This is a genomic window from Actinomadura rubrobrunea NBRC 15275, from assembly GCF_001552235.1.
Taxonomy (GTDB): domain Bacteria; phylum Actinomycetota; class Actinomycetes; order Streptosporangiales; family Streptosporangiaceae; genus Spirillospora; species Spirillospora viridilutea.
The window spans coordinates 58,233-70,867 of record NZ_BCQU01000001.1 but is presented as its reverse complement, the minus strand read 5'-3'; the positions used below and the strand labels follow the sequence as shown (position 1 = coordinate 70,867).

The window sequence follows — 12,635 nt, the reverse complement described above, 5'->3', positions numbered from 1 at the left end:
TCGCGCTTTGTAGGATCGCCGCATGGGCAAGGCGGCGGACATCCCTGACGCGCGGCGCGGCGGCCGCGGAGGCGACGGGCGGGGCACCGTCCGGCCGATCAGGCGGCTCGGCGACCCGGTGCTGCGGACCGAGTGCGACCCGGTCCGGACGTTCGACGCCGCGCTGCGCCGTCTCGTCGACGACATGTTCGCCACGATGTACCAGGCGGACGGCGCCGGTCTGGCGGCCAACCAGATCGGGGTGGCCCAGCAGATCTTCGTCTACGACTGCCTCGACGACCGCGACCGCCGGCACGTCGGACACGTGATCAACCCGGTGCTCGTGGTCGCCGACGGCGAGACGCTGGTGGAGTCCGAGGGCTGTCTGTCGCTCCCCGGCCTGCGGTTCGACACTCCCCGCTTCAGCCACGCCGTGGTGGAGGGCGTCGACGTCAAGGGCAGGCCGGTGCGCGTGGAGGGCACCGGCTACTTCGCTCGCTGCCTGCAGCATGAATGCGGCCACCTGCGGGGCGAGGTGTACATCGACACGTTGTCCGGCGAGGCCCGCCGCGAGGCCCTGCGCGCCATCCGCTCCGCGCCCGCGTAACTCTCCCGCGTCACTCTTGCGTCCGGCGCCGCGTCACGTCCCGCAGGAGCCCGCAGGACGCGATCTCCATCGCGCCTCCCGGGTCGGCCGCGGCTAGTACCAGCGGGCCGAGCGTTCCCGCTTGATCTGCGAACGGCGGCGCTTGTTCTCCAGACGGCGCTCGTTGATGGCGCGCGGCACCTTCTTGGGGATGCGCTTCTTGGGCGGGGGCGCGGTGGCCTCGGCGAGGATGGCGGCCAGGCGCGTCTTGGCGGCCTCCCGGTTGCGCCACTGCGACCGGTGCTCCTCGGCGCGGATGGTGAGCACGCCGCGGACGAGGCGCCCGGCCAGCCGCTCCAGCGCCCGCCGCCGCAGCGGTTCGGGGATGGACGGCGACCCAGCCACGTCGAACGACAGCTCCACGGCGGTGGCACTGGTGTTGACATGCTGCCCGCCCGGCCCGGAGGCGCGGGAGAAGCGCCAGCTCAGCTCGGTCTCCGGCACGGAGAACGAGCCGCGGACGCGGATCTGCTCGGGCATGCGCCCGATTATCCCCACTCGTCCCAGGACGTGTCGTCTCAATTTCGCCCTGCCCCACACAGGCCCGGCGCCCGATCGACGACGCCCCGCCCCGGAGACAGGCGCAGCGGCCGCGTGATTCCAGCCCCCACCCGGAACACGCGGCCGCTGCCCTATGCCGCACCGCACCCGGGTCGAACCCCCTAGACGACACCGGGGCGGCGCGGCGGTCCGGCACCCGCCGACCTCCGCCGCGGCGGTCACACGCCGACGTTCGCCAGGATCCGGTCGGCGATCTTCTTGGCGTCGTTGATCGGGATGGCGAATCCGACGCCGATGTTGCCGGAGCCGCCGCCGGACGTGGCGATCGCGGTGTTGACGCCCACCACCTGCCCGGCCGCGTTGACCAGCGCGCCGCCCGAGTTGCCGGGGTTGATGGCCGCGTCGGTCTGGATCGCGTTCTCGATGACCGTGCTCTGCTGCCGGGACAGCTGGCGGCGCAGGTACGGCGGCAGGCCCTGCGGCCCGTCCGGCGCGTCGTCCTCCTGGATCGTGCGGCCGAGGGCGCTGACGATCCCGGACGTCACCGAACCGTCCAGGCCGAGCGGGCTGCCCACGGCCAGCACCGGGTCCCCGACGGCCAGCGCGTCGCTGTCGCCGAGCGTCGCGGGCTTGAGCCCGGACACCCCCTCCGCCTTGACCAGCGCGATGTCGCGGTCGGAGTCGGCGCCCATCACGCGGGCGGCGGCGGTCCTGCCGTCGCTGAACTTCACTCTCAGCGCGGCGGCGTCCTCGACGACGTGCGCGTTGGTGAGGATGACACCGTCGGAACGCAGGATGACCCCGGACCCTCCGGTGCTCTGCCCCATGTCCGTCTGCGCCCGGATGGACACCACGCTCGGCTGCACGGCCGCGGCCACCTGCGCGGTCGTCGTCCCGCTTCCGGTGGACGTCCCGGACACCGCGGTGGGACTGGCGTACACCGTGTCCTCACCGGACAGCGCCAGCGCGGTCACCGCCCCGGTGGCGCCCGCGCCCACTGCCAGCGCGGCCGCCGCCGCGAGCGCCGCGAGCCGGCGACGCGCCGTCCACCAGGCACGGCCCGCCGCCGACGCCGGCTGCGGCGCCGGGGGCATGGCCGTCCCGTGCGGGGTCCAGTGCGGCACCTGCCACTGCGGGTGCGGTCCGTCCTGCGGCCGTGCACCGGCCTGCGGGCCGAGCCGCTGTCCCGCCGGCGCGCCTTGCCGCGCGCTCGTCTGCCCACGCGGGTCGGTCGCCTCGGGACCGGGCTGCGGTTGCGGGGTCGGCTGCCCCTGTCCCCACTCCCCGTGCGGGGCGGGGTTCGGCTGGTCGGCGCTCATGTCATCCCCCCTGTCGCTCCACTTGTCATTGAGGATGCGTCACCGCCCTGGAATGTCGCTGACCCCTGCCTGAAAGTCACCTGAAAACGCCTCTCGGCCCGCGATGGCGACCAATTAAGAATGACCGTGACCGGAAATCCGAGCGGGCGGGCGGGCGCGCGTGATTCCCGGTCACGGCGGCGTTTGGCCAGGGCGCACACCCCCGTCAGCGGCCGCAGCCGTCCGGAGGGCGCCCTGTGGCCGCCATGAAATCCCACGAACCTGAACGCACCCTGAATAGTCGCTTGAATTTCGCCCAGCGCCCGCGCGGAACGGCTAATCCTGGGCGAGCGGGAGCAGCACCCTGAACACCGCGCCCTGGCCCGGCTCGGAGTCCACCTCGACCGTCCCGTCGTGCGCGCCCACCAGCGCCGCCACGATCGCCAGGCCGAGGCCGGTGCCGGCGTGCCTGTTGCTGCGCGTCTGCGTGCCTCGGGCCGGGTCGACCCGGTAGAAGCGCTCGAAGACCCTTTCGGCCTGCTCCCGGGTGAGGCCGGGTCCCTCGTCCGCGACCTCGAGCACCGCCGCCGGGGCGCCGCGCAGCGCGCCGGGACGCAGCCGCACCTCCACCGGCGTTCCGGGCGGCGTGTGCGTGACGGCGTTCGTGAGCAGGTTGCCGAGGACCTGGCGCAGTCGCGCCTCGTCCCCGCTCACCTGGAACGCCACCTCCCCGCTGACCGACAGCTCGATCTGGCGGTCGGGGGCGACCATCCGGGTCTCCTGCACGGAGTCGGCGGCGACGGCCAGCAGGTCCACGGGACGGCGCTCGAGGGGACGCTGCCGGTCCAGCCGTGCGAGCAGCAGCAGGTCCTCCACGAGCAGGCCCATGCGGGACGCGGTGTCCTCGATGCGGCCGATCAACCGGTCCACTTCCTCCGGCGAGCGGACCGCCCCCTGCCGGTAGAACTCGGCGAACCCGCGGATCGCCGTCAGCGGTGTGCGCAGCTCGTGGCCGGCGTCGGCGACGAACCGCCGCATCCGCTCCTCCGAGCGCCGCGCCAGCTCCTCCGACCTGCGCGCGGCCGCCTCGGACTCCGCGCGCGCCCGGAACGCCGCCTCGATCTGCGCGAGCATCGTGTTGAGCGCGCTGCCGAGCCGTCCCACCTCGGTGCCCGGATCGGCGTCGGCCACCCGCCGCGACAGGTCTCCGGCGGCGATCGCCCCGGCCGTCTGCTCGATCGCCGCGAGCGGCCGCATGCTGGCGCGCACCACCCACACGCCCACGCCCGTCAGCACGCCCACGACCAGCACGCCGATGGTCGCGTCGATGGCGATGAGCCGTCCGACGGTGCGTTCCAGCTCGTCCTGGCTCAGCCCGACGACCAGGATCGACCCGCCGGGCAGCGGTTCGGCCAGCACGCGCCAGCTCGCGCCCGACCCGCCGTAGCCCCGCACGGTGAACGGCCTGTTCATCCGACCGTCCAGGTTCGCCGGAAGCCGGGGCGTGCCGCGCTCGCCGAACGCGGTCTCCTCGTCCAGGATCTCCCCGTCGGCGCTGCGCACCTGCGCGTACATCTCGCTGGGCACCCGGATGCCGATGTCGGCGGCGGGCCGCCGCAGCTGCGGGACGACCTGGCCGATCGCCTGCTCCACCGCCGCGTTCAGCTGCACGTCCGCCCGGCCGATCAGGTATTCGCGCAGCACCCACACCGACGCGACGCTCATCACCGTCAGCCCCAGGGTGACGAGCACCAGCATCCCGGCGACGAGCTTGACGCGCAGCGACGTCCGCGCCGCCAGCCGGCGCAGCCGGTCGCCGAGCCTCGCCGCCCACCCCGGACCCGCTTCGCCGTACCCGCCGGGTGCCGTCCGCACGGGCTCGTAATACCCCGCGCCACCGGGAAGGGCCCCTCCGACCTGGGCGATTCCGTCGGGCCGCGTGGCCCCGCCCCCACCCTGCCGAGCCTCGCCGGCGGACGCACCCGACGCCACGCCGCCCGATCCCACGGACTCGCCAGGCGCAGCCCCGTTGCCGCCCGACGCCTCGCCGCCACGCCGCGACGTATCCCCCGGCTGCCGGCCACCGGCCTCAGCTCTGGGCGCCTTGCAGGGACGTGCTTCACCCGCCGAGCCACCGCCGCTGGACTCGGCCGAGCCGTCGGCATGCTGCGGCCTGCCGGGTTGTGGCGCGGGGTCGTCGCCGTTTCGGGCATGGTCGTCCGCCGGGGTGCGGCGGGGGACCGGCGGCGGGGCGGAGGCGGACATGCCGATCAGCCCTCGGCGTTGGGGGGCATGCGCAAGACGTAGCCCACACCGCGGAGGGTGTGGATGAGCCGCGGTTCGACGTTGTCGACCTTGCGGCGCAACGCCGAGACGTAGGACTCGACGATGCCCGCGTCCCCGCGGAAGTCGTAGTTCCACACGTGGTCGAGGATCTGGGCCTTCGACAGCACGCGGCCCGCGTTCGCCATGAAGTAGCGCAGCAGCTTGAACTCGGTCGGGGACAGCTGGACGGGCTTGCCGCCGCGCCACACCTCGTGGCTGTCCTCGTCCAGCTCGATGTCGGCGAACACCATGCGCGGCGTCGGCTGCGGCACGCCGTCGCGGACGCGGCGCAGCACCGCGCGGATCCGCGCGATGACCTCCTCCAGGCTGAACGGCTTGGTGACGTAGTCGTCGCCGCCGATGGTCAGGCCCTTGATCCGGTCCTGGACGGCGTCCCGCGCGGTCAGGAACAGCACCGGGGTGCGGGCGCCGCCCGAGCGCAGCCGCCGGACGACGTCGAACCCGTCGAAGTCCGGCAGCATCACGTCGAGCACGATCAGGTCGGGACGGTGCCGCTGGGCCGCCTGGACGGCGTCGGCGCCGTTGGTGGCGGTGATCACTTCGAAGCCGGTGAAGCGGAGGCTGCCCGCCAGCAGCTCCAGGATGTTCGGCTCGTCCTCGACCACGAGCAGCCGCGCCTCGGGCGCCCGGCCGCCGCCCGCGGCGGTGTTCGGCGTACGCTCAGCCACTGCCACGTCCCCCTCGTCCATCATGGCAGAGGGTGACAAGCCAAGCTGAAGGCAACCTGAACGCGCGCTGACCGTTCACCGAGGATCGCGGCGGAAACGCGCGGGACGCCCGGAGGCGCGGCGCCGTCCGGGCGTCCCGAGGGCTGCGTCCCGAGGGCTATCGGAGCCGGGTCACTCGCCCTTCCAGACCGGCTTGCGCTTCTCGGCGAAGGCGGCCGGGCCCTCCTGGGCGTCCTTGGAGGCGAAGACCGGCATGACGATCTCGCCCTGCCTGCGCCAGGCCTCCTCCTGCGACCAGTCGGCCGACTCGACGATGATCTTCTTGGTGGCGGCCAGCGCCAGCGGGGCGTTCTCGGCGACCTTGCGCGCCAGCTCCTTGGCGGCGGCCAGGGCCTGCCCGGGCTCGACCAGCCGGTTGACGAACCCCAGCTCGGCCATGCGCTCGGCGGGGTACTTGTCGGCGGTGAGCGCGATCTCCATGGCGATGTGGTACGGGATGCGGCGCGGCAGCCGCAGCAGCCCGCCGCCCGCCGCCACCAGCCCGCGCGACGGCTCGGGCAGCCCGAACACGGCGTCGCGGGAGGCCACGATCATGTCGCAGGCCAGGGCGACCTCGCAGCCGCCGGCCAGCGCGTAGCCCTCGATCGCGGCGATCAGCGGCTTGGCCGCCGGGCGTTCCACGATCCCGGCGAACCCGCGGCCCTCCACGATCGGGTTGTCGCCGGCGAGGAAGCCCTTGAGGTCCATGCCGGCGCTGAACGTGCCGCCCGCGCCGGTGAGGATGCCGACCGACAGGTCCTTGCGCGAGTCCAGCTCCTCGATCGCGGCGGCGATGCCCCGGGCGACCGCGCCGTTGATCGCGTTCTTGGCCTTCGGGCGGTTGATGGTGATGGTGAGGACGGCGCCGTCCTCCTCGGTGAGCAGCACGTCGTCGGGGGACGCGGGATTCTGTCCCCCTTCGGGGGATGCGGCCTGGCTCATGGGTTCCTCACTTCGGCTGGAAGCGGATGGCGCCGTCGAAGCGGATGACCTCGCCGTTCATGTAGTCGTTCTCGATCAGCGCCTTGACGAGGTGGGCGAACTCGGCGGGCCGCCCCATCCGCTTGGGGAAGGGCACCGGGGCGTACAGCTTGGCCTTGAACGCCTCGGCGGCCTCGCCCGTCCCGTAGATCGGGGTGTCGATGATGCCGGGGCAGATCGTGTTGACCCGCACGCCGATCGCCGACAGGTCGCGGGCGGCGGGCAGGGTCATGCCGACGATGCCGCCCTTGGACGCCGAGTAGGCGACCTGGCCGGTCTGCCCCTCCAGCGCCGCGATGGACGCGGTGTTGATGACGACGCCGCGCTGGCCGTCCTCGTCCACCGGGTCGGTCTTGGCGATGGCGGCGGCGCCGAGGCGCATGAGGTTGAAGGTGCCGATCAGGTTGACCCGGATGACGGTCTCGAAGGCGCCCAGGTCGTGCGGGCTGCCGTCGCGGGCCACGGTGCGGGCGGCCCAGCCGATCCCGGCGCTGTTGACGATGACGCGCAGCGGAGCGCCGCTGTCGACGGCGGCCTGCACCGCGGCCTGCACCTGGGCCTCGTCGGTCACGTCGGTCTTGACGAAGATGGCGCCGAGCTCCTCGGCCAGCGGCTTGCCCTTGTCCTCCTGGAGGTCGGCGATGACCACCTTCACCCCGTTGGCGGCCAGTTCCCGGGCGGTGGCCGCGCCGAGGCCGCTCGCACCGCCGGAGACGACTGCGGAAACTCCGTTCAGGTCCATAAGCAGCACCTTACGTCAGGGACCGAATCTGGTTCGGGCCGATGTTAGCGAAGCGTCACGGGACGGGTCATGGTCGGCCCGTCCCGCCGGGCGCGCGTCCCGCGCACCTGATAGCGCACCGTACGCCCGGGTTGCGCCGGAGCGGCGACCGGGGAGGGGCATCGATGACCGCACTACCCGCACAGTTCCGGCCCTACCCGCGCGCGACCTGCACGTTGGCCCGCCTTACGGTGACGCGGCCCCGGGGAGCGGTCGATCAGCCCGCGGTCACGCGCTCGGCGGACGACGGGCAGCCGGCCTCGGCGCGCTCACCGTCCAGGCAGTACACCGCGTAGGCGTGCTGAATGACCGGGAGCGCCACGTTGCGGACGCGCACCCCGCCGGGCGTGACGCCCTTCTCCGTCCCCAGGTGCGCGTGGCCGTGCACGGCCAGGTCGACGGCGGCGCAGTCGATCGCCTCCGCCAGCAGGTAGCTGCCGAGGAACGGGTAGATCTCCGGCGGCTCCCCGGCGAGGGTCTCCTCGCACGGCGAGTAGTGCGTCAGCGCCACCCGCACGTCGCAGTCCAGGTCGAGCAGGGCGGTGCCGATCCGGTCGGCGACGTCCTTGGCGTGCCGGACGAACGCCTTCATCTCCGGCTCGCCGAAGTCGCTGGCGCAGCGCCCGGGGAAGCCGCCGCCGAAGCCCTTGCCGCCCGCCACGCCGAGCCGGACCCCGCCGCAGTCCACGACGGCGCCCTCGCCCTCCAGGACGGTGATTCCCGCGTCCCGCAGCACGGCGGCGATCTCCTGGTCGGCGTCGGAGTGGTAGTCGTGGTTGCCCAGCACGGCGATCACCGGCACCCCGGCGCCGCGCAGCTCGTCCGCGGCGGCCCGCCCCTCCTCGACGGTGCCGTGCCGGGTCAGGTCGCCGGCGACCAGCAGCACGTCGGCCTGGTCGGGCAACCCCGACAGCCGCCCGCGGTAGGCTCCGGCGACCTCCGGCCCCATGTGCAGGTCGCCCACCGCGGCGACACGGATCATGAAAGCGTCTCCTCCCCCTCCGGCTCACGCGCCGACACCACGGACACCTCGTTGCGGATGCGGTGCCCCTCGGCGGCGCCGCGGGCGGCGTCCTCGACGGCGCGGCGGCGCTCCTCGGTGACCACCTCGCCGCGCAGGTACACCACGTCGCCGTGGACGTCCACGCGGATGCCCAGCTCGTGGGCCACGGCGGCCAGCCGTTCCTGGATGTGCGCGGCCAGGTAGCCGGGAACGTCGGTCATCGGAACTCCCCTTCGATCACGCCGAGCCTGGACAGCAGCACCAGGAACGCGTACGCGTACGGGGATTCGGCGGTCTCTTCGGCCACGCGCCGCCAGTCCACCTGTTCGCGCAGGGCGCGGCACACGTGCAGGTAGTCGGAGAAGTCGCAGGAGGTCCCGGAGAACGCCAGCAGCCGCATGACCACCAGGTCGGTGGCGGGCAGCACCGGCATGCGCACCGCCGCCAGCGTCCGCTCCTCGGCGCGGCCCAGCAGCGCGTCGTCCACCGGACGGCCGGACGGAAGATAGATCAGGTCGATGAGCCGGTCCTCGTCGTACACCTTGACCAGCCAGTTCTCCGGGCTGTCGCGGCGCCGCATGCCCGCCTTGACCAGCGCCTCGGCGGCGGTGTCCACGTCGCGCTCCCGCACGACGAAGTCGACGTCGTGGGTCGGGACCGCGGCGCCGTGCACATAGGCGGCGAACCCGCCCGCCAGGGCGAACTCGACGTCCGCCTCCTGGAGCGCGGCGGCCGCGCGCTTGAGCGTCCGCAGCAGGCTCTGCGGACCGGACCTTTCCGCTTTGTCCGGCCGTCCGGCCGCGTCGGCGTCGAGACGCCCGGCCTTGGCCTGCATGTCCTCCACACGTATCCCCTGAGCGTCCCCTGGGTCGGGTGCAGGTCGCGGTACCCGAACTTTCGCGGGTCATGCCCGCTACGTCCCGGTCATGAGTGCCCGCACCCGGTCGTCCCATGCCGTGCCGGGACGGGCGTCGTCCGCGGTCAGGACGCGGAGCTCATCGCGGGCGAGGATCAGTGCCGCGTGCGGCGGCGTCCGCGACTTGAGTAGATCGCCTCCGTATTCGTACTCAGGCGCGGCGCCCCGCCGGACGCCACAGTGGGTCCCATGAACACGTGGCTGCAGATCAGGGGAACGACCGCATTCTTCGTCCAGGCGATCATCTCGTTCGCGGTGTCGATCACCGCGGTGGGGCTGGGGATCGTCTACCTGCCGGCGCCGGCGTGGGTCCGCGCGTTCCTGGCGCTCGGCATGCTCTACGTCACGACCTCGACGTTCACGCTCGCCAAGTGCGTGCGCGACCGCCAGGAGGCGAACGCGGCGGCGCGCCGGGACGCGGCCGGGCAGCAGGTGCTGCCGCCGAACGCCCCGTACGTCGACTCGTCGGCGGCCTCGTGGAGCTGAATGGCACCCGAATAACGCTCCGGGTAACGCAACCATGATTGGCCGGAAGAGGTCATCGCACGCGTCCGCCAATGACTCCGACGACCGTCGAGATGACCGACGAATAGCGCGAATTAAGCGGCGCCCGTCGCCCGGCGGGCGCCGCGAACGTGTTCGCACGGTCACCGTGCGCGACAGACTGGACCGCTCCACGCACGCCCCGACACGACCTCGCACGCCCTCCCGTACGGCCGCACGGCCCCACAAAGATCAACTCCAGCGTCCCATTGTGGGGTTTATCACAGAGTGGACAATTGCCTGTCGCCAAAGCCGCACGGACATCACACAGAGTAAAGGACGCAAATTGCATTGCGAATGGCATCACCCCGGAGCTGGGACGAGATGCCCGCAGCGCGCCATCGAACCTCACCCACCCGCTACGCTACGTGACAGACGAGGGGGACCTCCGCACGACACCCCACGGCGGCACGCGACGCCCTCGAGACGCCCGACGCGGAAGGCAGATTTCCCTATCCGGATCAATTGTGATTCAGATCACAATTTGCTAATACTGCGCCGTATTCATGCAGGCAGAACGGCTCCACGCGACTGCGATCGGACCTGCGCCGAACCTTCCGGACAGGACTCGAGATTTGCCGGATATCCCGAGCCGTGGCTACCTTCATGCCGGTTCCAACGCGCGGCACCGGCGCCGCGCCGATAACAGAACACTCACGACGCGCGGCGGGCGCCGCCCCCTGTCCCGGAGGTACCGGGAACGCGAGCCGGTCGACACCGGCCGCCCGGCGCCGAGCAGACCGCCGTCGAGCCGAATCCGTGTGGACGGGACGCACGGAGCCGGTGCGGGCCTCACGGCCGCCGCCGCGCCCCTCCAGGGCGCGACCGGGCCGGGCCCCGGCATCCCACGACGCATCAGCGGCGACGCCGCATGCGCGGGCTGCCCCGGTAGGCGCCACCACCGAGGTCAGGAGCAGTTCTGTATACCCCCCGAACCAACGAGTCCAAGGCCGGCCTCCGCACCGCCCTCACCGGCGGCGTGGCGCTCAGCGCGACCGCCGCGGTGGGAGCCGCGCTCGTCGCGGCCGGATCGGTGCGCGCCCCTGAAGCGCAGGCCCAGCCGAGGACGCCGACGCAGCAGCACGGCACGCAGGCCATCACGATCGCCCCCGAGACGGCGGCCCTGACGAGCGCGAAGATCTCCAGCGCCCGCAAGGCCAAGCAGCGCAAGCGCGCGGCCGCCGCCGTCAAGTACGCCTACAAGCAGATCGGCGACCCGTACCGCTACGGCGGCACCGGTCCCAAGTACTGGGACTGCTCGGGTCTGGCCGGCGGCGCCTGGCGCAAGGGCGCGGGTGTGAAGCTCCCGCGCACCACCCAGCAGATCTACCGGGCGGTCAAGCACAAGGTCTCCTGGAAGGGAGCCGTCAAGGGAGACCTGCTGTTCTTCTACTCAGGCAAGAGCCACATGGGCATCTACGTGGGCCACGGCTACATGATCCACGCGCCCGGCTCCGGCAAGCGGGTCAAGAAGATCAAGCTGAACGGCTACTACAAGCGCCACTTCAGCGGCGCCGTCCGCCCCGGCTACTGATTCCGGCGGCCGCGTCCCCGCGTCCCGCCGCCTCCTCCCGTCACCCGCCCGTCAAGGGCGGTGCCATGGCGCGGTCGGCGCGGACGCACCACGAGCACCGACCCCGGCGCGGGCGCCGGGGTGTCGGGTGTCAGGACCCGCGGGACGCGGGCGACGCGGTCCTGAGACGGCCTCGGGCCCGCTGAACCCCGAGGCGAACACAAGCTGAGAGGGCCGATGACGGGGCATCTCGGCTGCACCACGCCGAGCGCTCCCGGCACCGTCACGGCGATGCCGGGAGCGCTCGCGTGTTCACGGACGTCGGCCCGGTCAGCCTTCGAGAGTCGGGTAGTCGGTGTACCCGCGGTCGTCACCGCCGTAGAAGGTGTCCTGGTCCGCCTTGTTGTAAGGGCCGCCGGCCTTGATCCGGGCGGGCAGGTCCGGGTTGGCCAGCCACAGCTCGCCGAAGGCGACCGCGTCCGCCAGCCCGTCCCGCAGCGCCGCGGCGCCGTACTCGGGCTTCGCCGGGAACGACTCGGGCGTGGGATGCGGGTTCAGGATCAGCGTGCCCGGCCACTCCGCGCGCAGCCGCTCGGTCACCTTCCGGTCTCCGGCCTCCATGATGTGCAGGTACACCGGGTTGTAGGGGACGAGCGCCCGCAGCAGCGCGACGTACAGGTCCTCGGTGTCGCTCTCGCTCATGTTGTTGTGGCGGTTCCCCGGCGAGATGCGCAGCCCGACCCGCTCCGGCCCGATGGCGTCGACGACGGCCGCGACGGTCTCGACGGCGAAGCGGATGCGGTTCTCGATGGAACCGCCGTAGGCGTCCGTGCGGCGGTTGCTGCCGTCGGCCAGGAACTGGTGGATCAGGTACCCGTTGGCACCGTGCAGCTCGATGCCGTCGAAACCGGCCTCGACCGCGTTGCGCGCCGCCGCGGCGAACGCCTCGATCGCCTCGGCGATGTCGTCCCGCGTCATCTCCCGCGGCACCGGGTGGTCCAGCATGCCGTCCGGCGTGTACAGCTGCCCGCCCGAGGCGATCGGCGACGGCGCCACCGGCAGGCCGCCGTCCGGGTACAGCACCGGATGCCCGATGCGGCCGCTGTGCATGAGCTGCGCGAAGATCCGTCCGCCCTTGGCGTGCACCGCGTCGGTCACCACCCGCCACGCGGCCGTCTGCTCCGGCGTGTGCAGCCCGGGCGTCCGCACGTACCCCTGCCCCCGCACGCACGGCTGGACGCCCTCACTGATGATCAGTCCGGCCTCGGCGCGCTGCGCGTAGTACTCGGCGGTCGACTCGACCACCCGCCCGTCCTCGGTGGCGCGGCTGCGGGTCATCGGCGCCATCACCAGGCGGTTGGGCAGCTCCAGCTTCCCGATGGTCACGGGCTCGAACAACACGTCCACGAAGGTCTCCAGGA

At 72.7% G+C, this 12,635-nt stretch carries 13 protein-coding genes; 3 read left to right on the top strand and 10 right to left on the bottom strand.

What is annotated here, in order from left to right; genetic code table 11:
* Nucleotides 1-22 precede the first annotated feature (22 nt).
* The gene (gene def, locus AR3_RS00280) at nt 23-586 is read left to right on the top strand and encodes a peptide deformylase (RefSeq protein ID WP_067906686.1); all 564 of its coding nucleotides are present in this window, start codon (nt 23-25) and stop codon (nt 584-586) included.
* A gap of 93 nt (nt 587-679) precedes the next feature.
* Here the strand turns inward: def and arfB are convergent, their stop codons facing one another.
* The 9 genes from arfB to AR3_RS00235 all read right to left on the bottom strand — a co-directional run bounded on the left by arfB (nt 680) and on the right by AR3_RS00235 (nt 9,077).
* Nucleotides 680-1,105 carry an alternative ribosome rescue aminoacyl-tRNA hydrolase ArfB gene (gene arfB, locus AR3_RS00275; RefSeq protein ID WP_067906684.1) on the bottom strand — a complete coding sequence of 142 codons (426 nt, stop codon included), beginning with the start codon at nt 1,103-1,105 and terminating at the stop codon, nt 680-682.
* A gap of 239 nt (nt 1,106-1,344) precedes the next feature.
* Entirely contained in the window at nt 1,345-2,445 is a 1,101-nt protein-coding gene (locus tag AR3_RS32510) for a S1C family serine protease (RefSeq protein WP_169803767.1), read from the bottom strand.
* Between the two features lie 315 nt (nt 2,446-2,760).
* Nucleotides 2,761-4,299, bottom strand: coding sequence for a sensor histidine kinase (locus AR3_RS00265; protein ID WP_281179218.1), 1,539 nt, complete (start codon nt 4,297-4,299; stop codon nt 2,761-2,763).
* Nucleotides 4,300-4,694: 395 nt separating this feature from the next.
* Entirely contained in the window at nt 4,695-5,438 is a 744-nt protein-coding gene (locus AR3_RS00260) for a response regulator transcription factor (RefSeq protein WP_067906680.1), read from the bottom strand.
* Nucleotides 5,439-5,609: 171 nt separating this feature from the next.
* On the bottom strand, nt 5,610-6,419 hold the full coding sequence (locus AR3_RS00255) for a crotonase/enoyl-CoA hydratase family protein (protein WP_067906678.1): 810 nt from the start codon (nt 6,417-6,419) through the stop codon (nt 5,610-5,612).
* A gap of 7 nt (nt 6,420-6,426) precedes the next feature.
* Nucleotides 6,427-7,200, bottom strand: a complete 774-nt coding sequence (locus AR3_RS00250; protein ID WP_067906676.1) for an SDR family NAD(P)-dependent oxidoreductase — start codon at nt 7,198-7,200, stop codon at nt 6,427-6,429.
* A gap of 256 nt (nt 7,201-7,456) precedes the next feature.
* Nucleotides 7,457-8,221 (bottom strand): metallophosphoesterase family protein, encoded by a 765-nt coding sequence (locus AR3_RS00245; protein ID WP_067906674.1) that lies wholly within the window; start codon nt 8,219-8,221, stop codon nt 7,457-7,459.
* The gene (locus AR3_RS00240; RefSeq protein ID WP_067906671.1) at nt 8,218-8,463 is read right to left on the bottom strand and encodes a BON domain-containing protein; all 246 of its coding nucleotides are present in this window, start codon (nt 8,461-8,463) and stop codon (nt 8,218-8,220) included. Before AR3_RS00240 ends, AR3_RS00245 begins: the two co-directional genes overlap by 4 nt.
* Nucleotides 8,460-9,077, bottom strand: a complete 618-nt coding sequence (locus tag AR3_RS00235; protein ID WP_067906872.1) for a nucleotidyltransferase — start codon at nt 9,075-9,077, stop codon at nt 8,460-8,462. The genes AR3_RS00240 and AR3_RS00235 overlap by 4 nt, the downstream gene beginning before the upstream one ends.
* A gap of 270 nt (nt 9,078-9,347) precedes the next feature.
* On the opposite strand from AR3_RS00235, the gene AR3_RS00230 reads away from it, so the two are divergent.
* Together AR3_RS00230 and AR3_RS00225 are read left to right on the top strand one after the other, a co-directional pair.
* On the top strand, nt 9,348-9,644 hold the full coding sequence (locus tag AR3_RS00230) for a YiaA/YiaB family inner membrane protein (protein ID WP_067906669.1): 297 nt from the start codon (nt 9,348-9,350) through the stop codon (nt 9,642-9,644).
* A gap of 1,036 nt (nt 9,645-10,680) precedes the next feature.
* A complete protein-coding gene (locus tag AR3_RS00225; protein WP_227023189.1) occupies nt 10,681-11,235 on the top strand; it encodes a C40 family peptidase in 555 nt (184 codons plus the stop codon).
* Between the two features lie 309 nt (nt 11,236-11,544).
* On the opposite strand, the gene AR3_RS00220 is transcribed toward AR3_RS00225, so the two are convergent.
* The gene (locus AR3_RS00220) at nt 11,545-12,621 is read right to left on the bottom strand and encodes an alkene reductase (RefSeq protein WP_217998406.1); all 1,077 of its coding nucleotides are present in this window, start codon (nt 12,619-12,621) and stop codon (nt 11,545-11,547) included.
* Between the last annotated feature and the right edge of the window lie 14 nt (nt 12,622-12,635).